The organism is Roseateles sp. 22389 (assembly GCF_052044995.1).
Lineage (GTDB): Bacteria > Pseudomonadota > Gammaproteobacteria > Burkholderiales > Burkholderiaceae_C > Roseateles.
In genome coordinates, this window is record NZ_JBQEOF010000018.1 from 15700 (window position 1) to 41348 (window position 25649).

Consider the following 25649-nt stretch of genomic DNA (forward strand, 5'->3'; position numbering starts at 1 on the left):
TGCTCACGGAACGGGGCCGCAGCCGCGGCTCAGAGCCGACGGTGCTGCAGCGCCGGCAACTGCTCGCGCACCTGCGCGATGCGCGCCGGATCGAGGCGGGCGATCGCCAGGCCCTCGCCCTCGGGCAGGCAGGCCAGCACTTCGCCCCAGGGATCGACGATGAGGCTGTGGCCCCAGGTGCGGCGTCCGTTCTCGTGCGTGCCCCCCTGGGCCGCGGCGATGACGTAGGCCTGGTTCTCGACCGCGCGGGCGCGCAGCAGCAGCTCCCAATGCGCCTGGCCGGTCGTGTAGGTGAAGGCCGCCGGGACGCTGATCAGGTCCAGCGGCCGCGGGCCGCCGAAGCTCATCGCGCGGAAGAGCTCCGGGAAGCGCAGGTCGTAGCAGATGGACAGGCCCACGCGCAGCGTGGCGCCGTCGGCGATCGGCGCATCGAAGCTCACCGGCGCCTCGCCGGCCTGGAGCACGCGGGCCTCGTCGTAGCGCTCGCGGCCGTTGTCGTAGCAGAAGAGGTGCAGCTTGTCGTAGCGCGCGGCCATCGTGCCGTCCGGCGCGAACACGCAGGTGGTGTTGCGCACCCGCTCGGCGGGCAGGGCCGCGCCGTCGATCGCCATCGGCAAGGTGCCGCCGAGGATCCACACGCCATGCGCGCGCGCCGCCCGGCGCAGCGCGCCCTGGATGGGCGCGTCGACGTCGCCGGGCCGCTCGGCGTAGGGCAGCTTGTCGGTGTCCTTGTGGCCCATGAGGCAGAAGTATTCGGGCAGCGAGACCAGCCGCGCGCCCTGGCGCGCCGCCTCGCCGATCCAGTGGGCGGCGCGCTCGAGGTTCTCCTCCAGCCGCGGGCCGGAGACCATCTGGATCGCGGCGATCGTGACCGGCGGCGCCGCCTGCGGGTTCGAGGTGCTCATTGGACGGACTCTCCTTGCGCGGTGGTGGCGTTGTTGTAGCTGCCCTGCGGCTGCGCGCGACGCGGCAGCTGCTCGATGCGCGGATCGGACCAGGTGCCGGTGACGCGGAACTCCTCGGAGTTGGCCGCCGCCAGCGGCTTGCGCAGCAGCCACTGGGCCAGGAAGGCGCCCAGGCCGATGGCCGGATTCACCGCCGCGTAGGCGAGCGCCGCGCCGCCGGCATTGATCTCGGGCAGCACCAGGACATGCAGGTCCTGGGTCTCGGCCGCCAGGTCGGCGCTGCCTTCCATCAGCACCGCCGCCTGCAGGCCCTTCATGCGCAGGTTGTCGCTGCGCGCGACGCCCTTGGCGATGCGGATGTCGCCGGTGACGTTGTCGAAGGCGAAGCCTTCGGAGAACACGTCGCGGAAGTCCAGCATCAGCCGCCGGGGGATGGATTGCAGGCTGAGCACCCCCAGCAGCCGGCCCACGCCGGGCTCGGCCTTGAGGAACTGCCCCGATTCCATCGAGACGTTGAGCTGGCCGCTCATGCTGGCGTAGTCCGGCGACAGCGGCGAGCCATTCCAGGCCACCTGACCGGTCAGCAGACCCTTGCCGCCGCGCAGCACCTGGCCCTGGCCCAGGCGCTCCATCAGCTTGCCGCCATCGGCGACGTCGAGCTTCCAGTCGAGCTCGGTCCGGCGCGTCGGCAGGCCGGGCTCCGGCGCCCATTTGCCGGAGGCGCTCAGCGTCGCGTCGGCGCTCTTGAGAACCAGGCGGTTGAGCTTCCAGTCGCGCGCGTCGCTCTGCTGCTGTGCGTCGATCTCGAGCCGGCCCAGGCGCTTGCCGCGCAGCTCGAAGTCCTCGACGACGATGTCCAGCGTCGGCACCGAGCGTGGCTGCTTGTCGAGCAGTTGCTCGACGCCGTCGACGTCGCTGCGCGGCACCGACAGCCGCGACAGCCGAGCGTAGACGCGGCCTGGGAGGTTGGGTTTGGCGGCGCGGACCTCGATCAGGCCGCTGAGCTGCTGCGCGTCCATCGATACCCGCCAGCCCGCGCCCGCGTCGTGCGAGACGCCGGCCGTGACGCCGTTGAGCGTGCGGCCCGACACCTGCAGCGTCTGCGCCTTGATCGTCAGCTGCGAGGGCGAGTAGCCGCCCTCCGGCGCGGCTTCGGCTTCGAAGCTGCCGGCGTCCTTGTCGCCGGTGAGGCCGGGCAGCGCGGTCTGCCAGGCGTCGGCATTGAACTGGTCGAAGCTGGCGCGCGCGATCACGCCCTGCGCGGGCAGCTCGGGCAGCTTCTCGCGCACCGCGATGGCGCCGCGCAGCACCTTGGCCTCGTGGGTCACGTCGCGCTGGTACAGCGCCTGCAGCGGGCCGGCCTCGACGCGCAATTCATCGCGCAAGGCCGCGCCGGCCGGCGCCAGCGCCTTGGTGGCGATGCGCATCGGCCAGGCCTCCTCGGCCGCCTTGTGCATCGGCGCCGGCAGGTTCACCGCGATGCCCTGCAGCGGACTGGTCACCGCGATCTCGGTCTGCCCGTTCTTGAGCACGCCCAGCTCGAAGCGCACCGCCGCCTGGCCGGTCATCACCGAGGCCACCTGCTGCAGTCCCAGCTCCGGCGCGTTGCGCAGGGCCTCGGCCGTGACCGTGCCCTGCGCGGCGAAACGCATCGTGCCGTCGGGCAGGCTGCCGCCGTCGAAGCTGGCGTCGCCGCCCAGCACGCGCGCCTGGCCGCCGCGGATCTGCAGGCCCTTCTGGTCGAAGCTGACCTGCGCGCGCGCCTGGCCCAGCAGCGGCGTGTCGGGCCGGATGCGGACGTCGTTGCCGGTCAAGGTGACCAGGCCCTTGACCGTCGTGTCGTCGACATGCATCAGCGGCAGCCGCAGGTTGAGCTTCAGCGCCATCGGACCGGTCGCGGTGGTCGTGTCCAGCACGTGGCTGGTGAGCGCGGCGACGGGCGAGGCCTTCACGTAGCGCAGCGCGTCGGCGAGCGCCCCGCGCGCCTGGCCGTCGATCTCCAGCACCGGCGCGTGGTGGTACAGGTCGGCGATGGACCCTTGCACGTTGACCAGGTCCACGCCCATCAGCCGGGCCTTGGCGTTGCGGATGCTCATCGCGGCGCGGTCGAAGACCAGCTCGGCGTCGAGCTGCTCCATCGCCGGCCACGGCGACTGGAAGGCGGGCAGTTCGCCCTCGGCCGGATGGCTGGGCACGTAGGCCAGCGTCAGGCCGCGGACCTGCCCCGACACCCGGAACTGCCCCTTGCTGCGCGGCGCGTCGAAGGGAAAGTCGATCAGGTCGCCCTGCAGGCGCACCTGGATGCGGTGCACCGTGCCGTCGCGGATGGCGTCGCGCACGTAGCGCCGCGCGTCGTGGCCCATCGAGGCCGGCAGGTAGCGCAGCACGCGCGGGGCCCGGATCTCGTCGATGCGGCCGGTCAAGTCGAGGCGGCCGTGGTCATGCGGACGCTTGCCGTCACCGCTCTGCCAGCTGCCGTCGACTTCGGCGCGCAGGTCGTCGTTGCTGAAGCGCACGTCGTTGAACTGCACCGTCCAGCGCGTGGCGGGCTCGGCCGGCGCCGACGCGGCGGTAGCCACCGCCGAGGCCGCGGCCAGCGGACGCGTCGCCGGCAGGGACAAGGGAGCGGGCGCCGGCGCGCGCTTGGCGCCGCCGACCGCCACCGGACGCTGGGCGCGCCACTGCACGCTGGCCTGCGCCTGCTTCAGCGGGACCGTCGCTTCCTCGAAGACGCCGGGCAGCGTCACCTCGCCGTCGGTCACGGCCAGGGTCGCACTGCCGCCCTGGTCGGTGGCTTCGAACTGCAGGTCGGCGCCGCGCACGCCGGGTCGTCCGGTCGGCGGCGAGGAGGCGGGATCCGACGGCGGCTCCGGCGTCGCGGCCGCCAGTTGCAGGCCCTGCAGCCGGCCTTTGGCGCGATAGCCGCGCGGCGCGTCGAGCGGGCCGTCCCAGTGCAGCTGCAGCGCATTGAGCAGGCCGCCCGGTTTCATGTCGGCGATCAGCTGGCGCTGCGCCTCGGCGAGCGGCAGGCGGGCCAGGATCTGCGCGCCCAGCGCCAGGTCCAGCTGCTGCGCCTGGAAGTCGCCGCCGGTGATGGTGCCGGTCCGGGCGTCGCGCTTGACCTCGAGCGCCCAGTCCGAGCGCGGCCAGTCCAGCCCGTCCCCCGCCTGGAAGCCCAGCTGCTTCGCTTCCAGCGAGAGCGATTGCGGCGTCTGCTTCAGCACCAGCCGGCCGCCGATCCGCGCCAGCGCGAGTTCGGGCAGGCCGGGCGCGACGCGCAGCTTCACCGCGCGCAGGCCCATGTCCAGCGTCAGGCTGCGCGGCTCGCCGCGGTCCACGTCCAGCCAGGCGCGCAGCGCGCCGTCGCCCTCGTTGAGCTCGAAGGGCAGGTCCACGTAGCGGCGCAGCTCGCTGACATCGGTGCGCGGCAGGTGGGCGAAGAGCTGGCCGCTCCAGCGCTGCACCGCGCCGGGCCGGTCCAGCAGCGACTGGGTGAACTCGCCGCGCAGCGTGAAGCGCTCGCCCCAGCCGGCCGGCGGCGTCGCGTCCAGCCGCAGCCGGTGGCGGCGCAGGCCGTTGCGCAGCACCAGGTTGAGGTCGAAGAGCTCCAGCGGCGGCGCGGCGCGCAGGTCGTCGACCCAGCGGATGCGGCCGTGAAGGATGACGAACTCGTGCTGCTCGAAGAACCAGTCGGTCGCCGCTTCGGAGGCCTGCGTGTCCGAGGGGCCGTCGACGCTGAGGCCGGCCACGAAGACCCGGCCCTGCGCGTCGCGGCGCAGCAGCAGCTCGGGGCTGTCCAGCAGCAGTTGGGAGAAGCGCAGTTCGAAGGCCAGCAGCGAGCGCGGCGACAGCGCGGCGCTGACGCGGGGCAGGTGCAGCGCTTCGCGGCCGGAGGCCTCGACGATGCGCACGTCGCGCAGGTCCAGCGTGGGGATCCAGCCCGACGATCGGGCGCTGATGGCGCCGATCTTCACGGGTACCCCCAATGCCTGGGTGGCTTGCTTTTCGAGCTGGGGCCGCCAGTCGTCGATGTGCGGCAGAATCGCCCAGTGCAATGCCAGCCAGGCCGCGATCAGCAGGGAGAACAGGCCCAGCGAAGCCAGACCGAGCCAGAGGGCGCAGCGTGCCCACCAGCGTCGCTTCGCGACCGCGGAACCGGAGTCAGAACTGGTGACGGCGGACGAAGACATGTAAGAGGGGACGGCGGTCGCCGAATCTAGCACAGCCATTTCCGGCCATGAGCCAGCGAGAGCTTTCTTTACCGATGGATTCAGTTGCCCCGGCAACCGCCGATCCGGCAGGCGTTTCGACGCCGGCCGCGAGCGCGGACCACAGCCGATTCGTTCAGCGCATCCGCCGCCGTTACGCGGCCGAATTGACCCTGCTGCCACCCGGCCTGCCGGATGACGCGGTCATGCGCGCCGTCGTCGACCGCCTGTGCGAAGGCGGTCGTGCGCTGCCCGCCGCGCTGCGCGTGATGCGCCAGCTGGTGATGGAACGGCTGGCGGTGCTCGACGTCGAGCAGGGCGCGCCGATGACCGACGTCACGCAGGCGATGACCCACCTGGCCGAGGTGGCGCTGGACATCGGCGTCGCGCACTGCCGCGCGGAGCTCGACGCGCTGTACGGCCCGCCGCGCGACGCGGTCGGCCAGGACATCGACTTCTGGGTCGTGGGCATGGGCAAGCTCGGCGGGCGGGAGCTGAATGTCTCGTCCGACATCGACCTGATCTACGTCTACGAGGACGACGGCCAGACCGAGGGCCCGGACAGCGGCGCGGGCCGCCAGCGGATCTCCGCGCACGAATATTTCGCGCAGCTCTCGCGCCGGCTGTCGACGCTGATCGGCGACGTGACCGAGGACGGCCAGGTCTTCCGCGTCGACCTCGCGCTGCGCCCCAACGGCAACTCCGGTCCCCCCGCGGTGAGCATGGCGATGCTGGAGGAGTACTTCCTCGTCCAGGGCCGCGAGTGGGAGCGCTTCGCCTGGCTGAAGAGCCGCGTCGTCGCGCCGCGCGCCAGCGTCAAGAGCGGTCGCGCGATGCAGCTGCGCAGCCTGGTCACGCCCTTCGTCTATCGGCGCTACCTGGATTACGGCGTCTTCGAGGGCCTGCGGCAGCTGCACCGCAAGATCCGCGACGAGGCCCAGCGCCGCGCCGCCGGCCGGCCCGAGCGCGCCAACGACGTGAAGCTCTCGCGCGGCGGCATCCGCGAGATCGAGTTCATCGTCCAGCTGCTGCAGGTGGTGCGCGGCGGACAGTTCCCGGAGATCCGCACCCGCTCGACGTTGAAGGCGCTGACGCGCCTGGCGGCGCGCGGCCTGATGAAGCCCGAGACCGCCACCGCGCTGGCCAAGGGCTACGACTTCCTGCGTCGCGTCGAGCACCGCATCCAGTACCTGGACGACCAGCAGACCCACTGCCTGCCGGCCTCGGACGAGGACATCGGCTGGATCGCGCGCAGCCTCTGCCTGACCTGCAACAGCCACGCCTGCCCGCTGCTGGACCGGCTGATGGAGGTGCGCGAGCTGGTGGCGACCGAGTTCGACGCCTTGCTGCATGACGGCGTCGCGCCGGGCAAGGGCAACTGCAAGAACGGCATGTGCGGCGGCCCGCCGCTGCCGATCGACAGCGAGGAGTTCCTCGACAAGCTGCAGCCCGAGCTGGCCGCCAACGTGCGGCGCTGGGCGCAGCAGGCGCGGGTGCAGAACCTGCGCGAGGACTCCCGGCTGCGGCTGGCCAAGCTGGTCGGGCGCGCGGCGCTGGCGGTGCGCCAGGGCGAGTGCACGCTGGACGCGGCGCAGCGCTTCGTCGACTGGATCGAGCCGCTGCTGCGCCGCGAGAGCTACCTGGCGCTGCTGGTCGAGCGGCCGGCGGTGCAGGGCCGGCTGCTGCGGCTGCTGGGCCTGGCGCGCTGGCCGATGCGCTACCTGATGCAGCATCCCGGCGTCATCGACGAGCTCGCCGACGCGCGCCTGCTGCACGAGCGCTTCGATGGCGCGGCCTTCATCCAGGACCTGCAGGCGCGCCACGACGCCTGGGCCGAGCATGGCGAGGCCAGCGAGGACGCGCTGCTGGACAGCGTGCGCCGCGCGCATCACGCCGAGGTCTTCCGCACGCTGGTGCGCGACGTGGAGGGGCAGATCAGCGTCGAGCAGGTGGCGGACGAGCTGTCGCTGCTCGCCGACGCGACGGTGCAGTGCGTGCTGGACTGGGCCTGGGACCGGCTCAAGCAGAAGCACCGGCCGTCGCCGCGGCTGGCGGTGATCGCCTACGGCAAGCTCGGCGGCAAGGAACTGGGCTACGGCAGCGACCTGGATCTGGTCTTCCTCTTCGACGACGAGGACGACAACGCCGCGGAGATCTACGGTGCCTTCATCCGCAAGCTGATCACCTGGCTGACGATCCGCACCGCCGCGGGCGAGCTCTTCGACATCGACACCGCGCTGCGGCCCAACGGCAACTCGGGGCTGCTGGTGACGTCGATCACCTCGTTCGAGAACTACCAGGGCGGCCGCGGCAGCAACACCGCGTGGACCTGGGAGCACCAGGCGATCACGCGGGCGCGCTTCTGCGCCGGCGACGCATCGCTGGCCGAGCGCTTCGAGGCCACCCGCCGCGCGGTGCTGACCGCGCCGCGCGATCCGGCGGCGCTGCGTGACGAGGTCGTCGCCATGCGCGAGAAGCTGCGCGCCGCGCGCTCGGTGCGGACCGGTTTCTTCGACGTGAAGCACAGCCCGGGTGGCATGGTGGACGCCGAATTCGCGCTGCAGTACCTGATCCTGGCGCACTCGGCGCGCCACCCCGAGCTGCTGGCCAACGCCGGCAACATCGCGCTGCTGCAACGTGCCGAGTCCGCCGGGCTGCTGCCTGCCAACGTCGGCCGCGACGCCGCCGATGCCTATCGCGAGCTGCGCCGCGTGCAGCACCGGGCCCGGCTCAACGAGCAGTCCACCGCGCTCGACGGCGAGGCCGCCGAGGCGCTCGCGCCGCAGCGCGACGCGGTGCTGGCGCTCTGGCGGGCCGTCTTCGGCTGACGCATCGCGGACGAGGCCCCGATGCCGGGACGCGCGTGGCTGCTGGTGGCGATGGCGCTCGCGATCGGCTCGCTGGTCGCCTGGGTCCAGCCCGCGCCGGTGCAGGCCGCGCTCGAGTGGCGGCCCGGGTTCGCGGCCAGCGAGCCGTGGCGCGCGCTCAGCGCCGCGTGGTTGCATTGGAGTCCCCAGCACCTGATCGCCAACCTGGCCGGCTGTGCCGTCGTGGGCCTGCTGGGCGTCGCCGCGCGCCTGGGACCGTGGGACGCGGTCGCCTGGTTGCTGGCCTGGCCGCTGACGCAGGTCGGGCTGCTGATCGAACCGTCGCTCGAGCGCTTCGGTGGCGCCTCGGGCGTGCTGCATGCGGGCGTCGCCGTCGCCGCGATCGGGATGATGCGGATGCGCGCCTCGCATGGGCGCGAGCGCGTCATCGGCCTGCTGATCGGGCTGGGACTGATCGCGAAGGTCGCGGCGGAGCGCCCCTTGGCCGGCCCGCCGCTGCGGCATTGGGACGGCTGGAACATCGCGATCGCGCCGCTGTCGCATTTCACCGGCCTGATCGCGGGCGCCGCGGCGGCGCTGCTGTGTGCGTTGGCCGCGCGGGCCTGGACACGCCGCCGGGCATGATCCGGCGCCATGGAACGCAAACAGCGACTCGACGGCGCGGCGGTGCTCATCCTGCTGGGATGCTGCGTGCTGTGGGGCCTGAACCAGGTCGCGGCCAAGGCCGCGCTGGCGGAGATCGGCCCGCTGTGGCAGGCCGCGCTGCGCTCGGGCCTGGCCGGCCTGCTGGTGTGGGGCTTCGCCGCGGCGCGCGGCATCGCGCTCTTCCGCCCTGACGGCAGCCTGCCCGGCGGCCTGCTTGCTGGCCTGCTGTTCGCGGCCGAGTTCGCCTGCATCTTCGTCGGGCTGCAGTACACGACGGCGTCGCGGATGGTGGTGTTCCTCTACCTGTCGCCCTTCGTCGTCGCGCTGGGCATGCCGCTGATCTCGCCCGCCGAGCGATTGACGATGCGCCAGACGGTGGGCCTGCTGATCGCCTTCGGCGCGGTGGCGTTCGCCTTCGGCGAGGGCCTGCAGGGCACCGGGCAGGCGATGCAATGGCTCGGCGACGCGCTGGGCGTGCTGGCCGCGCTGCTGTGGGGTGGCACGACGCTGGCGATCCGTGCGACGCGGCTGTCGTCGGCGAGCGCGGAGAAGACGCTGCTGTACCAGCTCGGCGTGTCGGCGCTGGCGCTGGCGGCGGGCGCGCTCGCCACCGGCGAGGTCCTGCCGCTGGCCTGGTCCTGGCGGCTGGTCGGGCTCTTCGGCTTTCAGGCGGTGATCGTCTCCTTCGCCAGCTACCTGCTGTGGTTCTGGCTGATCCGCCATTACCCGGCGACCCGGCTGTCCAGCTTCACGCTGAGCACGCCGCTGTTCGGGCTGCTCGCGGGCGCGCTGCTGCTCGGCGAGCCGATCACGCCGCGGCTGATGCTCGCGCTCGCTGGTCTCGCGGCCGGCATCGTGATGGTCAATCGCTGAGCGCCGGCTTCAACGCCCGCGCTGCGCGCCGTCACGGCGCACTCCCTCCGCCAACCCCCGATAAACCCTCGGACTAACTCTTTCGAGGGAGTTGTCGCGCGGGTGTCGCCTTGCGGTCGTCGAGGTCGGCCCATATCATCGAATTTCATGTAGTGTTCCCTACATTGAAGCCAGCGATGAACGACCTTGCCCGCCTTCCCTTCCTCGAGTTGACCCCGCGCGGGACTCGCCTGCACCGGGCCAGTCCGCAGCGCGGTCCGTCCGTCCTCGTGGCCGGACGCGGCCATCAGGCGCCGGCCGCGCTGGCGCTGCTGCAGCGTGAATACGCGCTGCGCGGCGCGCTCCGGCCGGACTGGGCCGCGGTGCCGCAGGCGCTGCAGCCCAGTGGCGAGGGCGTCGTGCTGCTGCTCCAGGACCCGGGCGGCCGGCTGCTCGGCGAGACCGCCCGGCCGCCGATGACGCCGGCGGCCTTCCTGCGCCTGGCGCGGGCCATCGTGTCCGCGGTGGCCGGGATGCATGCCGCCGGCATCGTCCATCGCGCGCTCGGCCCGGATTGCATCCTGGTCGACGAGGCGGCCGGCAGAGCGACGTTGACCGGCTTCGGCTTCGCGCTGCGCCAGGGCGAGCCCCAGGCCCGCGGCGAGGAAGCGCTGGCCTGGGACGATGCCCGCTTCGACTACATGGCGCCGGAGCTGGGCGGGCGGATGAATGTCGAGGTCGACGCGCGCGCCGATCTCTACGCCCTGGGCTGCCTGTTCCACGAACTGCTGACCGGGGCGCCGCCCTTCGATGGCGACAACGCCGCCTCCCGCATCCACGCCCATGCGACCCGCCTGCCGTCGCCGGTGCACGCGCTGCGGCCGGAGGTCCCGGCGCAGCTCTCGCGCCTGGTGCTGCGCCTGCTGCAGAAGTCGCCGGACCGCCGCTATGCCGACGCCGGCGCGCTGCTGGCCGACCTGCGCAGCTGCGACGAACTGCTGCGTCGCCACGGCACCATCCCCGACTTCGTGCTCGATGCCGGCGCCGCGCTGGCCGGCGCGCACGATCCCGGCCCGGTGGTCGGCCGCGACGACGAGCTCGCCCAGCTCGCCGCGCTCTATCGCGCGGTGGCCGAGGGCGAAGGCGCCCGCACCGCCTGGGTCTGGGGCGGACCGGGCATCGGCAAGTCGGCGCTGCTGCGCGAAGCGGTCGCGCGGATGCGGCAGCCCGTCGCGCCGCTGGTGGCCGCCGGCAAGTGCGACGCCGCGCGCAGTGGCGTGCCCTTCGACGCGCTGGCGCGGGCGCTGGAGCCCTTGCTGCAGGGCGTGCTTGGCAGCGCCGAGGCCGACTTCGAGACCTGGCGGGACCGCCTGCGCCGCGCCGCGCAACCGGTCGGCGCGACGCTCGCCGGCTGGGTGCCGGGCCTGGCCGCCGTGCTCGGTCCGCAGGAGGGGCCGGCCGCGCCGGTGCCGGGCGACGCGGCGCTGGTCTTCGAGCGCGAGATCGTCCTGCGCGCCATGGCCCGGCTGTTCGCCGCCTTCGCGCGACCGGAGCGTCCGCTGGTGCTGCTGATCGACGACCTGCAGTGGGCGGACGTCGACACGCTCAAGGTGCTGGAGCGCCTGCTGATCGACCACGCCGATGCGCCGCTGCTGCTGGCGGGCTCGATGCGGTCGGGCGAGACGGACGCGCCGCATCCGCTGCGCGCGGCGCCCCTGTTCAGCCGCGCCGGCGCCTGCCATCTGGCGCTGCGGCCGCTGGACGACGACGCCGTGCGGGCCCTGGTCGCGCAGGTGCTGCACCAGGACGTCTCGGCGCTGGGGCCGCTGCTGGACCTGGTCCAGCACCTGACCGGCCACAACCCCTTCTTCATCCGCCGGCTGCTGGGGCGCCTGGTCGCGAAGGGCCTGCTCGCCTACGACCCCGCGACCACGCGCTGGGCCTGGCATGCCGAGCGCAGCGCGGCCAGCCCGGTCATCCACGACGTCGGCGAGCTGCTCGCGCGCGAGCTCGACGAGCTGCCCGACACCGCGCTCGCCCTGCTGCGCGCGATGGCCAGCCTGGGCGACCGCGCGGCGCCGGCGCTGCTCGCGGTGGCCGTCGACAGCACCGAGGGCCCGCTCGCGGCCGCGATGGCGCCGGCGCTGCAGGCGGGCTTTGTCGTGCTCGACCGCGGCGACTGGACCTTCACCCATGACCATGTCCGCGAGGCGGTCCTCGGCGCGATCGCGCCGGCCGAGCGGGCCGCGCTGCACCTGGCGATCACGCGCCGGCTGCGCGCCGCCAACGACGAACGCATCCCCGCCTTCCTGATCGCCACGCAGGCCAACCTCGCGCGGCCGGCGGTGGTGCATCCGATCGAGCATCGCGCCTTCGCGCTGATCAACCTGGAAGCGGGCAAGCGCGCGAAGGCGGCCACCGCGCATCACGCGGCGCTGGATTTCTTCGGCTGGACGCTGACCTGGCTGGGCGACGAGCAGACCAGTCCCGAGGCGCTGGAGGCCAGCCTGCTCTGCGGCGAGGCCGAGTTCATGACCGGTGCGCTCGAGGCCGCCGAGATGCGCCTGGCGGCGCTGCAGGGCCTGGCCGGCGACGGACTGTTCAGCGCCGAGGTGGCCCGGCTGCGGGTGGCCCTGTACACGACGCTGGGCCGCTACGACCTGGCGCTGGACATCGGCCTGGCCTTCCTGGCCAGCGCGGCGGGCATCGTGCTGCCGCGCCATCCGACGCCGGCGCAGGTCGACGCGGAATACGCGCCGCTGCGCGCCTGGATCGACGAACACGGCGTCGACGCGCTGCGCGACTGGCCGGTCGATCCGGACCCGCGCCGCCGGGCGCTGGTCAACGTCTTCGCCGACCTGGTCCCGCCGGCGATGTATTCGGACCAGCAGCTGGTCGACCTGATGCTGCTGCGCGTGGTCCGGTTGGCGATCGCGCATGGCCATTGCGACGCCTCCGCCAACGCCTACGTCTGCCTGATCCAGGTGCTCGGCGCGCGTTATGGCGATTTCGCCAGCTCGCGCGCCTTCGGCGAGCTGGCGCTGCACCTCATCGGCGAGCGCGGCCTGCGCCGCTACCAGGCGCGCGTGCTGCACACCTATGCGACCTTCGTCGTGCCCTGGACCCAGCCGGCGCGCGGCGCGCGCGAGGTCTTCGGCCGCGCCTTCGAGATCGCCACCCGCGAGGGCGACCACACCTTCGCGCTGTACTGCGGCCGCAACCAGGCCACCGGCATGCTTTTCGCGGGCGAGTTCCTCGAGGACGTGCGCCAGACCGTCGAGGGCGCGCTCGCGCGGGCGAAGGACGCCAACTTCCGGCTGGTCGTCGACGCGGTGCTGGCACAGCGCACGCTGCTGGGCGTGCTGCAGGACGGCGAGCCGCGCGGCGAGCGCATGGCCGAGCCGGTCGAGGGCGCACCGGTCACGCTGGTGGACCTGGCCTACTGGACCTACCGGCTGCAGGCGGGGCTGCTCTTCGGCGACCTGGCCGAGGCGCTCGAATCGCGCCGGCGCGCGCAAGCCTGCGTGGCCGTCGCCCGCAACTTCGCCGAATGCGGCGACCTGGCCTTCTACGGCGCCCTCGCGCTGCTGCAGCTGCGTGAGCGCGACCAGGCGCAGGAGGCGGCGCTGCGTCACCACCTCGCGTCGCTGGACGGCTGGGCCGCGGAATGCCCGGAGAACTTCGGCGCGCGCCGCGCGCTGGTGCTGGCCGAGCAGGCGCGGGCGCTGGGCCACCTGGCCGAGGCGGCGGACCTGTTCTCCACCGCGGTGACGCAGGCGCGGCGCCACGGCTTCACCCAGGTGGAGGCGCTGGCGGCGGAGCTGGCCGCGGCTTTCCACGCCGGCCTCGGTCGCGAGATCGAGCGCCGCGCCTACCTGCGCCATGCCCTGGCCGCCTGGCAGCGCTGGGGCGCGGCCGCCAAGGCGCGCCAGCTGCAGCAGCGTCATCCGGAGCTGCAGGAGGCCGACGCGCCGGGGCCGACCAGCCGCCTGCACGAGCTCGATGTCCAGGCGGTGCTGCGCATCACCCACGCGCTGGCCAGCGACATCGTCCCCGAGCGCATCGTCGAGACGACCATGCGCACCGCGCTCGAATCGGCGGGCGCCGACTACGGCGCGCTCGCGTTGTGGCGCGACGGCGAATGGACGGTGCGGGCCAGCGCGCGCATGGTCGCGGGGCAGATCGCGGTGACGCAGACGCCGGCGGCCTTCAGCGCCGGGCAGCTGCCGGTGACCATCGCCCATGCGGTCGCGCGCACGCAGCATGCGACCCAGTACGACGACGCGCGCGAGGCCCTGGCGCTGGCGCAGGACGACTACGTGAAGCGCGCGCGGCCGCGCTCGCTGCTGTGCGTGCCGATGATGCGCTACGCGCGCCTGATCGGCGTGCTGTACCTGGAGAACAGCCTGGCGCCGCGCGTGTTCACGCCGGCCAAGGCGGAGCTGCTGGAGGTGATCGCCTCGCAGGCGGCCTTCTCGCTCGAGAACACGCGACTGTACGAGGAGCTCGTCGACCAGAACCGCCAGCGCGCCGAGGCCGAGGAGCGGCTGCGCGCGGCGCTGGCCGAGCTCGGCCGCGCGAGCCGGCTCAAGGCGATGGGCGAGCTGGTGGCCTCCATCGTCCACGAGATCGGCCAGCCGCTGAGCGCCATCGACACCTCGGCCAGCGCCGCCTCACGCTGGCTGGAGCGCGACGAGCCCGACATCGGCGAGGCGCTGGCGATGGTCTCGCATGTCCGGCTCAGCGCCAAGCGCGCCAAGAGCATCATCCAGGGCCTGCGCGCGATGGCACGCAAGGCCGAGCCGCAGTTCGCCGACATCGACCTGTGCGACGCGCTGCGCGAATGCGTGTCGCTGGTGGCCGGCTCGATGGCGGAGCTCGGGGTGACGCTCTCGGTGCTCGGCCCGGCGCAGCCCTGCCGCGTGCGCGGCGACCGGGTGCAGCTGCAGCAGGTCGCCATCAACCTGCTGATGAACGGCGCCGAGGCGATGGCCGAGGTGCCCGAGGGACAGCGTCGCCTGACGATGCGCTGGGGCGCGGCGCTGCCGGACCTGATCCGCGTCGAGATCGAGGATCGCGGCACCGGCATCCCGCCCGATGCGGCGGCGCAGCTGACCGAGCCCTTCTTCACGACCAAGTCCCACGGCATGGGCATGGGGCTGGCGATCTGCAAGTCCATCGTCGACGCCCATGCCGGCACGCTGGCCTTCGAGCCGGGCCGCGAGGGCGGCACGCTGGTCACCTTGCAGCTGCCCAGCGCCGGCGCACGGAGCACGCCGACGGCGCCGCATCCCAGCGGCGTCGCGGCGATGGCGGACGCGTGATCGTGGACTCGGCAGGATCTGTGGTCGTCGTTGGGCGGGGCGGTCGTGTCCTTGGCTCCGAGGCCGGCCAGGCGCGACCCGGCAAAAGCCTCTGCGAAGGGATGAGGAGGGCGGAGCGCGGGTCTCGGACGCGTCGCCCTGGGAAGGGGAGGGATGAAACCCAGGTATGGGAAGGACCGCCGCTCGGTCGGATAGGCCGGCGGGCCGCGCTCTGGTCCGATCGATCCCATCGCGGAGACGGTGTCCCCGGACCCGGCGCACCGCGATCCGCCGTCCCGTCGGCGGTCCGCCGCACAGGGTGGCGGGCCTGTGCCGCCGGGCAACCCCGATCCAAGGAGTTCCAGATGAATCCGTCCCCAATGACTTTCCGTCCGCGCTTCCAGCCGCAACGCCTGGTGCTGGCCCTCACCTTCGGCGGCGCCTTGCTGGCCGGCCTGATGTCGGTCGCCTTCGCCGGCGAACCCGCCGCCGCCGCGCCGGTGACCCGCGCGCAGGTGGAGCAGGACCTGGCCGTCTACCAGCAGTCCGGCCTGGCCGCGCTGGAGCGCGACGACTCGCAGTCGCAGGTCGGCACCGCGGCCTGGCGGGAGGCGCGCCGGCGCTACCTGGCGCTGCGCGGCCTGCCGGTGTCCCGCATGCAGGCGCTGAGCCGCGCCGATGTCCTCAAGGACCTGAAGGCCTACCGTGACTCCGGCCTGGCCGACGCGGAGCGCCGCGACGGTGAGGAGTCCAACACCTCCGCCGCGCTGCTGGCCGCGCGGGAGCGCTACGACGAGCTGACGATGATGGACATGATGGAGCGCCCGCTCAGTCGCGCCGAGGTGCTGGCCGACCTGCAGGTCTACCGCGAGTCCGGCCTGGCCGCCTTCGATCGCAGCGAGGGCGAGCCGTCCGCCAACACCGCCGCCTACGCCGCCGCCCGCGCGCGCTACGAAGCGCTCAAGCGCGATGGCCGCTACCAGACGCTGGTGACGGCGCTGGGCCGCCAGGGCTGACGGCCATGGAGACGCTGGCCCTGATCGCCGTCGGCGCCTGCGCGCTGGCGCTCGGACTCGCGGCCGGCGCCTGCGCCGTCGCGCCGCCGCGGCGCCTGTTCGCGGCGGTCGCGATGGCCGCCGGCCTGTCGACCGGCGTGCCCGCCGTCGCACAGGGCCGCCCGGTCGCGACGCCGCCCGTCGAGGGCGTCGCGCCCGGCTTCGCCGGCGCCACCGGCTGGCTCAACTCGCCGCCGCTGGCGCTCGAGGCGCTGCGCGGCAAGGTCGTCGTCGTCAGCTTCTGGACCTACTCCTGCATCAACTGCCTGCGCACGCTGCCCCACGTCCGCGCCTGGGCGCAGCGCTACGCCGGGCAGGGGCTGGTGGTGATCGGCGTGCACTCGCCGGAATTCGCCTTCGAGAAGGACCCGGCCAACGTGACGCGCGCGGCCAAGGACCTGAAGCTCGACTACCCGATCGCGCTGGACGACGGCTACCGGATCTGGCGCGCGTACCGCAACCGCTTCTGGCCGGCGATCTACCTGGTCGACGCGCAGGGGCGACTGCGCCATCACCAGTTCGGCGAGGAAGGCGCGGACGCCACCGAGCAGGCGATCCAGGCGCTGCTGCGCGAGGCCACGCCGGCGGGCACCGCGCCATCGGCCGCGCGCGCCGGCACCGACCTGAGCGGCGTCGGCATGCCCGCGGACCTCGACAACCTGCGCTCGCCGGAAAGCTACCTCGGGTATGCGCAGGCCAACGCGATGGCGTCGCCGGAGCCGCTGCTGCGCGACCAGCCACGGCGCTACTCGGCGGGCCGCCTGGGCCTGAACGAATGGGCGCTGTCGGGGATCTGGACCGTGGGGCCGGAGTTCGCGCAGCTGGGCGGCATGACGGCCGGCAGCGATGCCAGCGGCCCTGCCGGCGCGGGCGGTGCCGGCGCGATCGCGATCCGCTTCCATGCGCGGGACCTGCACCTGGTGATGGCCGGGCCACCCGACGGCGCGCGTTTCGTGCTGACGATCGACGGCCAGCCGCCCGGCGAGGAACACGGCCTGGACGTGGATGCGCAGGGGCGCGGGCGCGTGAACGCCAGCCGGCTCTACCAGCTGGTGCGCCAGCGCGGCGCGGTGCGCGACCGGCGCCTCGAGATCCGCTTCCTGGACCCCGGCGTGCGCGCCTATGCCTTCACCTTCGGCTGAGCGCCCGCTCATACATGCGTATAGGGACGCCCTCGCGGGCGTCCCTGGCGCCGTTGCTTCTGCTACCTTGCGCGCCTGCGCATCGAGGTGTCCGTCATGCAGTCCCTGATCCCATCGTCCGTCCGACCCGGCCCTCCCGCCGTGGCGACCGCGGACGCGGCCGCCCGCCGCACCGTCTACATCGTCGACGACGAGGACCTGATCCGCGGCTCGCTCGCCAGCCTGCTGCGGTCGATGGGCCTGGAGGTGCGCGACTTCCCGACCACCGCCGCCTTCCTCGCCGCGCCCAAGGGCACCGGGCCCGGCTGCCTGGTGCTGGACGTGCGCCTGCGCGGCGAGAGCGGCCTGGCCTTCCAGCAGTCGATGGCGGGTCGCGGGCTCGGGCCGATGCCGGTGATCTTCATGACCGGCCACGGCGACGTGTCGATGACGGTGCGGGCGATGAAGGCGGGCGCGCGCGACTTCCTCGAGAAGCCGTTCCGCGACCAGGACATGATCGATGCGGTGGTCGCCGCGCTGGACGCGGATGCGCGCCGGCTGGCGGTGGAGCGCGCGCTCGACGACGTGCGCGGCTGCTGGGCTTCGCTCACGCCGCGCGAGCGCGAGGTGCTGGGGCATGTCGCCGCGGGGCGCATGAACAAGCAGATCGCCGGCGAGATGGGCATCGCCGAGATCACCGCCAAGATCCACCGCGGGCAGGCGATGCGCAAGATGCGTTCGCGCTCGGTGGCGGAGCTGGTGCGCAAGATGCAGGCCATCGGCGTGATCCGCGAGGCCGCCTGATGCCCGGCATCGGCCACCCGTCGGCGCCGCCGCGCGCGCTCGTGGCCATCGTCGACGACGATCCCTTCGTCCGCGCCGCCACCAGCAGCCTGGTGCGCGCGGTCGGCTGGGAGGCGCGCAGCTACGCGTCCGCGATCGAGTTCCTGGAGGACGAGGTGGCGCCGCGGGTCGGCTGCCTGGTCTGCGACATCCACATGACCCGCCTCGATGGCATCGGGCTGCTGGCGCGGCTGCAGCGCGACGGCCTGGCCGTGCCCACCGTGTTCATCACCGCGCTGACCTCGCCGTCGGTGCGCGAGCGGGCGATGGGGCAGGGCGCGCTGTGCGTCATCGAGAAACCGGTCGACGCAGGGGAACTCGAGGACTGGGTGCGCCGCGCGCTGGCGCCAGCCGGCTGACGCCCAGCATCACCACCAGGTTGAGCGCGAGCCCGACGATGCCGATGTTGAGGTCATGCACCCAGCCGGGCGCGGCGGGCAGCAGCGTGCGCGTGGTCGCGCCGGTGACGACGGTGAAGGCGACGAATCCGACGCCGACCAGCAGGCCCGCGATCGCGCCGTGCCGGCTGGCGAGCCGCGGCGCCACCAGCGCCGCCAGCAGCGCGGGCGCCAGCTGCGTGACGATGCCGAAGCCCATCAGCAGCAGCGCGACGATGCTGGCGCCGCCGCCCAGCGTCAGCAGCACCGCGATCAGGGTCAGCAGCGGCGCGGCCAGCCGCGAGACCGTGGCCAGCCGCGCATCGTCGCTGCGCGGGAACAGCGGCCGGTAGAGGTTGCGCGCCAGCAGCGTCGAGGCCGAGATCAGCATGATCGAGCCCGGCACCAGCGCGGTGAGCATGCCGGCCGCGCCGATGACGCCGACGAACCAGGGGTCGAAGGTCTTCAGCGACAGCTTCAGCAGCGCCAGGTCGATCTGGCCGCCGTTCAGGCCCGGCACCTCCAGCACCGCCGCGAAGCCGGCGAACATCGAGAACAGCATCACCAGCGCGTACAGCGGCATGACGACCGCGTTCTTGCGGAAACTGCGCTCGGACTTTGCGGTGAACACGGCGCTGAACGCATGCGGCCAGAGGTACATGCCCAGCGCCGACAGCGCCACGGTCGAGCTGAACCACACGGCGTTGCGGCCCTCGGCGGGCAGCGCGAGGAAGCCGGGCCGCGCCGCTTCGATGCGCTCGAACATCGGGCCGATGCCGCCATGGTGGTGGTACGGCAGGTAGAGCCCCAGGAACACGCAGACCAGCAGCACCAGCACGTCCTTCACCACCGCGGTCAGCGCCGAGCCGTGGATGCCCGACAGCATCACGTAGACCGTCATGACGCTGGCGCCGATCCAGACCGCGGTCGCCGGCGAGAGCGTGCCGTAGGAGGTCAGCTCGACGATCAGGCCCAGGCCCTTCATCTGCACCACCAGGTAGGGCACCAGCGCCAGCAGCGCGACCACGGCGACCAGCAGGCCCAGCGCGGGGCTGTCGTAGAGCCGCGCGAAGACCTCGGGCTGCGTCATCGCGCCATGCCGCTTGGCGAAGCGCCAGATCGGCGGCAGCAGCCAGTACGACATCACGAAGGCCAGGCAGGTGTAGACCAGGATGTAGAGCGCCGCGCCGCCGTGGCCGTAGGCGTAGCCGCTGGCGCCCAGGAAGGTGAAGGTGGTGTAGAGCTCGCCGGCCATCAGCACGAACACGAGCAACGCGGAGAAGCCGCGCCCGCCGACGCTCCACTGGGCCAGGTCCATCGTGACGCCACGCCGCGCGCGCAGGCCGGTCCAGAGCGCGAAGGCCAGCGTCAGCAGCAGGATGACGGTGGCCGCGTTCATGCGTCGCTCCCGGCGTGGGCGCTGGCGCTGGCGCTGCCATTGCCGCTGCGGTGCCCGCTGATGTGCTCGCTGATATTCCCGCCGATATTCCCGCTGACGTCGTCGCCGAGGTCGGGCGCCGCTTCCGCGTCGCCGCGGTTGGCGGGGTCGAGGCGGTAGATCGCCGCCATCACCAGCGCGGTCAGCAGCATGCCGGCGATGGTCCAGGCCATGAAGAACGGCAGTCCCAGAACGAAGGGCTGGACGCGGTTGGCGACGGTCACGCCGGCCAGCGCGTGCAGCACCGGCAGCAGGGCCAGCCAACGGTGGCGCCGCGACGGCGACTCGAGGTGGGTGTCGGACATCACCGGGTCATTCCTTCCGGGAGGCGGGCATTGCCGCCGGCGCCCGCGAGGCGCGGCGGATCGACGGAGATCGAAGCATCCAGCGCATCACCGGGCACCGGGAGCGAGCGGCAAGCCGCGGCCGGCGGCGGCCAGCGCGCGCAGCACGACGTCCGGCGTGGCCGGCGCCTCGCGCACCCGCGCGCCAGTGGCGTGGTGGATCGCGTTCAGGATCGCGGCGGCGGTCGGCACCAGCGCCGGCTCGCCGATGCCCTTGGCGCCGTAGGGCCCGATCGGCGTCGGTGCCTCGACGAACAGCACCTCGACCTCGGGCACGTCGTGCACCGTCGGGATCAGGTAGTCGTGCAGGTTGTTGTTGCGGCCGGGCAGGTACTGCTCCATCAGCGCCAGGCCGACGCCCTGCGCCACCGCGCCCTCGATCTGGCCCTCGAGCAGCGTCGGGTTGACGCGCCGGCCGACGTCGTGCGCCGCGACCACCCGGCGCACCCGCACGCGTCCGGTCTCGAGGTCGACCTCCACCTCCGCCATCTGCGCGCCGAAGGCGTAGGTCGCATAGGGGCGGCCCTGGCCGGTGGCGTCCAGCGAGCGCGTCGGCGGATCGAAGCGCTCCTCGGCGCACAGCGCGTAGCCATGGGCATCCAGCGGCAGCTCGCGCAGCGACAGGCGTGCGTCGCCCGCGCCGACCCAGCCCTCGCCGAAGTGGACCGGCGCGTCCTCGGCGGCGCGCAGCAGCGCGCGGATGCGCCGCCGCAGCGCGGTGCCGGCCAGGAAGGCCGCGCGTCCGGTCACGAAGGTCTGGCGCGAGGCCGAGGTGCGTCCGCAGTCGGGCGTCAGGTGGGTGTCGGGCCCGACGATGTGGAGCCGGCCCACCGGCACGCCGAGCGCGTCGGCCGCGATCTGCGGGATCACCGTGTTCGAGCCCTGGCCGGCGTCGACCGCACCCTGGTGCAGCACCAGCGTGCCGTCGGGCCGCACGCCGATGCGCACCGTCGACGGATTGGGCGTGCCGGTGTTGCCGCAGCCGTAGAAGAACGCGGCCAGGCCGACGCCGTGACGCCGCTGCGGCGGCGCCTCGGCATTGCGCGCGGCGATCCGCGCGAGCGCCTCGGTCCAGCGCGGTCGCAGCGCGTCGAGGCACTCGACCAGGCCGACGCTCTCGTCCAGCAGCTGGCCGGTCGGCAGCGTGTCGCCGGGCCGCAGCGCGTTGAGCGCGCGGAATTCGAGCGGATCCCAGCCGGTCTTCAGCGCCAGCTCGTCGATCAGCTGTTCCTGCGACATCGTCGTCTGCGGCACGCCGAAGCCCCGGAAGGCGCCGGCCGGCGTGACATGCGTGTGGATGGCGCGCGCGCGGGCCGCGTAATGCGGCAGGCGGTAGGGACCGCCCGCATGCACCGGCACGCGGTTGGCGACGGCCGTGCCCCAGGAGGCGAAGGCGCCGGTGTTGTAGTCGCCCTCGAATTCGACGGCCCGCAGCCGGCCATCGCTGCCGGCCGCCATCGTCGAGACGATGCGGGCCGGATGGCGCTTGGTCGACGAGGCCATCGACTCCTCGCGGCTGAACACGATCGCGACCGGCCGGTCCAGGTGCCAGGCGGCGACCGCGAGCAGCGGCTGCACCGTCATGTCCAGCTTGCCGCCGAAGCCGCCGCCCACGGCGGTCGGCACGACGCGCACAAGCGGCTCCGGCACGCCCAGCACGCGGGCCAGGTCCTCGCGGTGCGGGTGCGGCGCCTGCGTCGGCGAATGCAGTTCGATCGTGTCGCCGACGCGGCGCGCCCAGCCGGCCTCGGGCTCGAGGTAGGCGTGTTCGACGAAGCTCGATGCGAAGCGGCCGGTGACCACGTGCGCGGCCTCGCGCAGCGCGGCGGCGGCGTCGCCTCGCAGCACGCGGCCCTCGACCAGCAGGTTGCCGGCGCGGTTCGCATGCAGCAGCGGGGCGTCGGGGCGGGCGGCCTCGTCGACGGTGAAGACGGCGGGCAGCGGCTCCCACTCGACCGGGAAGCCGGCGAGGTCCAGCGCCGCGACGGCCGCGCGCTCTCCGACGACCAGCGCGATCGCCTCGAGGTGGTGGCGCGCCTCGCTGGCGGGCAGCACCGGCTGGTCGGCATACGCCGGCGCGATGCCATGCAGGTTGCGGCCCGGCACGTCGGCATGCGTCAGCACGCGATGCAGGCCGGGGTGGGCGCGCAGATAGGCGTCGAGGTCGCCGAGCACGAAGCGCGCGCGCGGAAAGGGACAGCGCACCGCGCGCAGGTAGAGGCTGTCGGCGGGAATGCCGTCGGCGCCGAAGCATTGGCTGCCGTCGACCTTCTCGGGCCCGTCCAGGCGCGTCAGCGGGCGGCCGACCGCCGCGCCCTCGCCGGCACCGGGCGGCGGGGTGAGCGGGCGCGGTGCCGCGCCGGTGCCGACCTCGGTCACCGCGTCGACGATCTTGCGATAGCCGGTGCAGCGGCACAGCACGCCGTCGATCGCGGCGCAGGCGCCGGCGCGGTCGCGCACCTCGCCGGCGTCGATCGCCGCCGAGGCCGCCATCAGCATGCCGGGAATGCAGAAGCCGCATTGCACCGCCTGGTGCGCCAGGAAGGCCTGCTGCAGGCGCGCGCCGCAGGGGCTGGCCGTGGCTAGGCCCTCGACCGTCGTCACGCGGCGGCCGTCGAGCTGCGCGACCGGCGTCACGCAGGCGTAGCGCGGCTCGCCGTCGACGACGATCGTGCAGCTGCCGCAGTCGCCCTGGCCGCAGCCGACCTTGGTCCCGCGCAGCCGCAGGTCCTCGCGCAGGAAGTCGACCGCGGTGCGCGACAGATCGGTCGGCAGGCGGTGTGGGTGGCCGTTGATCTCGACCCAGCCCGGCGCCGTGGCCGTTGCGCTCAAGGGCGGATTCGCCGCACGCGGGCAGGTCGGATCAGGCGGGTGCGCCATCGATGGCCTCCTGCAGGCAGCGCGCGCAGGCGCGTTCGACGGCGACGCGCGCCAGGTGGCGGCGCAGGCTGGCGGAACCGCGCACATCGTCGATCGGCGCGAGCTCGGGCAGCCGGCTTTCGCGGATCAGCGGCGACAGGGACTCGGGCCGGGCGCCTTCCAGGCCTTGCTCGAGCGCGCGCAGGCGGACCGGCACCTCGGACGCCGCGCCGACCGCCACGGCGGCCTGCGCCACGACGCCGCGCCCGGACCAGCGCAGGCGGACCGCGGCCGAGACCACGGCCAGCGCGGTGCCATCGCGGTTGGCGCACTTCAGGAAGGCGGTGCGGCCGGTGGTCGCGGCGGCGGGAAGGAGCACGGCGGTGAGCAGCTCGTCGGCGGCGAGCGCGGTGCGGCGGCGGCCGAGCAGGAATTCATCGAGCCGCAGGCGGCGCACGCCGCGCAGGCTGGCCAGCTCGACGCAGGCGTCCAGCGTCAGCAGCGGCGGCACGCCATCCGCCGCTGGCGCCGCGTGGCAGAGGTTGCCGCCCACGCTGCCCGCGACGCGGATCTGGCGCGAGCCCACCTGGTGCGCCGCTTCGCGCAGCGAGGCCGGCAGCAGCGCGCAGCGCTCGATCGCGTCCCAGCTCGTGGCGGCGCCGATGCGCAGCTCGCCGTCGCGCGGCGCGATGCCGTGCAGCGCGTCCAGTCGGCTGATGTCGATCCACCCGCCCGCGGGCGGCCGCGCGCCGGGATCGGCGTAGGCATCGGTGCCGCCGCACAGGACGCGGCGCGGCGAGGGCAGCGGCTCGGCCAGCGCGGCGAGCGCGTCCTCCAGCGAGGTGGGACGGAAGTAGGTCATCGGGGCAGTCGGCGGGGGCCCGTCCTGGCACGCGCGGCGCTCGCGCGCAGGGGGCACGGGCCATGCCGGACCGGATGAATTCATCCTACAAGTCGCGATGCGCCTCGCGAACGCCCGCCGGCATCGATGTCCACCGCAGCGGCGACGCCCTACCTCGAACGGGGTACCCGATCCGGGAAAGCGCGATCCCCGTGCGCACCGATGGAGCGCTGCGCTGAACGCGCGGCGCGATCGCGCAGTCGGTTCAGGCCGTGAGCGGAAGCGGCGCCGCATCGGCGCGCACCACGCGCAGCACGCTGTCGATGACGAAGCGCTCCCAGGCGGCAACGGCCTCGGGCGTCTCCAGCGATTCGCCCAGGAAGGCGGACAGCGTGTGGCGGTTGGAGGTGAAGAAATAAGCCGTCGACACGATCAGCAGGTAGACGTCGCGCGCGCGCAGGTCGGCGCGGAACAGCCCTTGCGCGGCGCCGGCATCGAGGATGTCGCGGATCAGGTCGACCGCGGTGGACGAGTACTCGACCGCCTTCTCCGACTTGGCCACATGCTTGCCCTTGTGCAGGTTCTCGGTGTTGAGCAGCGTGACGAACTCGGGGTGGCGGCGGTAGTAGTCGATCTTGAAGCGGATCACCGTCTTCAGCGCCGCGACCGGATCGGCGGTGTCCGGCGCGCAGGTGGCTTCGGCCCGGTCCATGCGGTCGTAGATGCCCTCGAGCACCGCGATGAACAGGCCCTCCTTGCTGCCGAAGTAGTAATAGATCATCCGGTCGTGCGTCTTGGCCGAGCTGGAGATCTTCTCGATGCTGCCGCCGTCGTAGCCGTAGCGCGCGAACACCTTGGTCGCCGCCTTGAGGATGCTGTCGCGGGTGGCCTGCGCGGCGGCCTCGCGCACGCCGGTGCCGCGCACCGCCTGGGTCTGCTTCTTCTGAGCCATGAATGTCCTGAATGCGATTTCATGTAGCGGGCACTACATGAATCGCCTCATGATACGCAGGGCGGAGGCCAGCGGCAACCGGGTTGTCCACGGTCCGCGGACCATACACAGGTAGGGGGCGGCGCGCCCGCAGGTTCAATTTGCCGCGCAGGGCGGCGCTGCTCTGATGGCGGACAGTGGCGGGACAGGGGTTCCGCCGACCTCCACCCGATCCTGCAGAGGCAGTCACCATGTCTTCATCTTCGTCCCGTTCCCTCCGCTCCCGCGCTTCGGCCGCGCTGGGCGCCTTCGCCGCGCTGGGCGTCACGGTCGCGCTGACGGCCGCCGGGCCCGCGTTCGCCAAGGACGCATCGCCCGCTGACGTTAAGCCCACCATCGTGCTGGTCCACGGCGCCTTCGCCGACGCCTCCAGCTGGAACGGCGTGGCCGGCGAGCTGCGCGGCAAGGGCTATCCCGTCGTCGCGGTCGCCAATCCGCTGCGCAGCGTCTCCGGCGACGCGCGCTACACCGCCAGCCTGCTCGACAAGATCCCCGGGCCGGTGGTGCTGGTCGGGCACTCCTACGGGGGCTCGGTAATCAGCAGTGCCGCCACCGGCAACGCCCGGGTGAAGGCGCTGGTGTATGTGTCGGCCTTCGCGCCCGAGCAGGGCGAGTCGGTGGTCGAGCTGGCCGGCAAGTTCCCCGGCAGCACGCTGGGCGACGCACTGGCCGCTCCGGTGCCGCTGCCCGAGGGCGGCGTGGACCTGTACATCGACCAGGACAAGTTCCGCAACCAGTTCGCCGCCGATGTGAAGCCCGATGCCGCGCGCCTGATGGCCGTCGGCCAGCGCCCGGTGGCCGAGGCGGCGCTGAAGGAACCCAGCCAGGGCACCGCGTGGAAGGACCACCCGGTGTACTTCGTCTACGGCGCCGCGGACAAGAACATCCCGCCCGCCGCGATGGCCTGGATGGCTGAGCGCGCGCATGCGCGCCGCACCGTCGTGATCCCCAACGCGTCGCACGTGCCGATGGTCAGCCATGCCCACGAGGTCGCCGCGCTGATCGAAACCGCCGCGAAGTCCGCCGACTGAGCCGGCCA

At 73.3% G+C, this 25649-nt stretch carries 16 protein-coding genes; 9 read left to right on the forward strand and 7 right to left on the reverse strand.

What is annotated here, in order from left to right:
- Nucleotides 1-29 precede the first annotated feature (29 nt).
- Nucleotides 30-905 (reverse strand): carbon-nitrogen hydrolase family protein, encoded by an 876-nt coding sequence (locus ACTJKJ_RS21015; RefSeq protein ID WP_440821808.1) that lies wholly within the window; start codon nt 903-905, stop codon nt 30-32.
- Nucleotides 902-5095, reverse strand: a complete 4194-nt coding sequence (locus tag ACTJKJ_RS21020) for a YhdP family protein (RefSeq protein WP_440821810.1) — start codon at nt 5093-5095, stop codon at nt 902-904. The genes ACTJKJ_RS21015 and ACTJKJ_RS21020 overlap by 4 nt, the downstream gene beginning before the upstream one ends.
- A gap of 74 nt (nt 5096-5169) precedes the next feature.
- On the opposite strand from ACTJKJ_RS21020, the gene glnE reads away from it, so the two are divergent.
- The 8 genes from glnE to ACTJKJ_RS21060 all read left to right on the forward strand — a co-directional run bounded on the left by glnE (nt 5170) and on the right by ACTJKJ_RS21060 (nt 18119).
- Complete coding sequence (gene glnE / locus ACTJKJ_RS21025) at nt 5170-7941, forward strand: bifunctional [glutamate--ammonia ligase]-adenylyl-L-tyrosine phosphorylase/[glutamate--ammonia-ligase] adenylyltransferase (RefSeq protein WP_440821812.1); 2772 nt, start codon at nt 5170-5172, stop codon at nt 7939-7941.
- 21 nt (nt 7942-7962) lie between these two features.
- Entirely contained in the window at nt 7963-8565 is a 603-nt protein-coding gene (locus ACTJKJ_RS21030; protein ID WP_440821814.1) for a rhomboid family intramembrane serine protease, read from the forward strand.
- 9 nt (nt 8566-8574) lie between these two features.
- Complete coding sequence (locus tag ACTJKJ_RS21035) at nt 8575-9459, forward strand: DMT family transporter (RefSeq protein ID WP_440821816.1); 885 nt, start codon at nt 8575-8577, stop codon at nt 9457-9459.
- Between the two features lie 176 nt (nt 9460-9635).
- Nucleotides 9636-14762 carry an AAA family ATPase gene (locus ACTJKJ_RS21040; protein ID WP_440821818.1) on the forward strand — a complete coding sequence of 1709 codons (5127 nt, stop codon included), beginning with the start codon at nt 9636-9638 and terminating at the stop codon, nt 14760-14762.
- A gap of 344 nt (nt 14763-15106) precedes the next feature.
- Nucleotides 15107-15757 carry a DUF4148 domain-containing protein gene (locus ACTJKJ_RS21045; protein WP_440821820.1) on the forward strand — a complete coding sequence of 217 codons (651 nt, stop codon included), beginning with the start codon at nt 15107-15109 and terminating at the stop codon, nt 15755-15757.
- A 5-nt stretch (nt 15758-15762) separates the two neighbouring features.
- Nucleotides 15763-16938, forward strand: a complete 1176-nt coding sequence (locus ACTJKJ_RS21050; RefSeq protein ID WP_440821822.1) for a thioredoxin family protein — start codon at nt 15763-15765, stop codon at nt 16936-16938.
- Between the two features lie 96 nt (nt 16939-17034).
- A complete protein-coding gene (locus ACTJKJ_RS21055) occupies nt 17035-17721 on the forward strand; it encodes a response regulator transcription factor (RefSeq protein ID WP_440821824.1) in 687 nt (228 codons plus the stop codon).
- Nucleotides 17721-18119 carry a response regulator transcription factor gene (locus tag ACTJKJ_RS21060; protein WP_091731060.1) on the forward strand — a complete coding sequence of 133 codons (399 nt, stop codon included), beginning with the start codon at nt 17721-17723 and terminating at the stop codon, nt 18117-18119. Before ACTJKJ_RS21055 ends, ACTJKJ_RS21060 begins: the two co-directional genes overlap by 1 nt.
- Here ACTJKJ_RS21060 and ACTJKJ_RS21065 read toward each other — a convergent pair.
- From ACTJKJ_RS21065 to ACTJKJ_RS21085, 5 genes are all read right to left on the reverse strand, one after another.
- Complete coding sequence (locus ACTJKJ_RS21065) at nt 18049-19536, reverse strand: sodium:solute symporter family protein (protein WP_440821826.1); 1488 nt, start codon at nt 19534-19536, stop codon at nt 18049-18051. The two genes, ACTJKJ_RS21060 and ACTJKJ_RS21065, sit on opposite strands and share 71 nt — an antisense overlap.
- On the reverse strand, nt 19533-19880 hold the full coding sequence (locus ACTJKJ_RS21070) for a DUF3311 domain-containing protein (protein WP_440821828.1): 348 nt from the start codon (nt 19878-19880) through the stop codon (nt 19533-19535). Before ACTJKJ_RS21070 ends, ACTJKJ_RS21065 begins: the two co-directional genes overlap by 4 nt.
- An 87-nt stretch (nt 19881-19967) precedes the next feature.
- A complete protein-coding gene (locus ACTJKJ_RS21075; RefSeq protein WP_440821830.1) occupies nt 19968-22751 on the reverse strand; it encodes a molybdopterin-dependent oxidoreductase in 2784 nt (927 codons plus the stop codon).
- A gap of 31 nt (nt 22752-22782) precedes the next feature.
- Nucleotides 22783-23640, reverse strand: a complete 858-nt coding sequence (locus ACTJKJ_RS21080; protein ID WP_440821832.1) for an FAD binding domain-containing protein — start codon at nt 23638-23640, stop codon at nt 22783-22785.
- Nucleotides 23641-23884: 244 nt separating this feature from the next.
- Complete coding sequence (locus ACTJKJ_RS21085) at nt 23885-24571, reverse strand: TetR family transcriptional regulator (protein WP_297386548.1); 687 nt, start codon at nt 24569-24571, stop codon at nt 23885-23887.
- 230 nt (nt 24572-24801) lie between these two features.
- Here ACTJKJ_RS21085 and ACTJKJ_RS21090 point away from each other — a divergent pair, with 230 nt between their 5' ends.
- Nucleotides 24802-25641, forward strand: coding sequence for an alpha/beta fold hydrolase (locus tag ACTJKJ_RS21090; RefSeq protein WP_440821834.1), 840 nt, complete (start codon nt 24802-24804; stop codon nt 25639-25641).
- Nucleotides 25642-25649 lie beyond the last annotated feature (8 nt).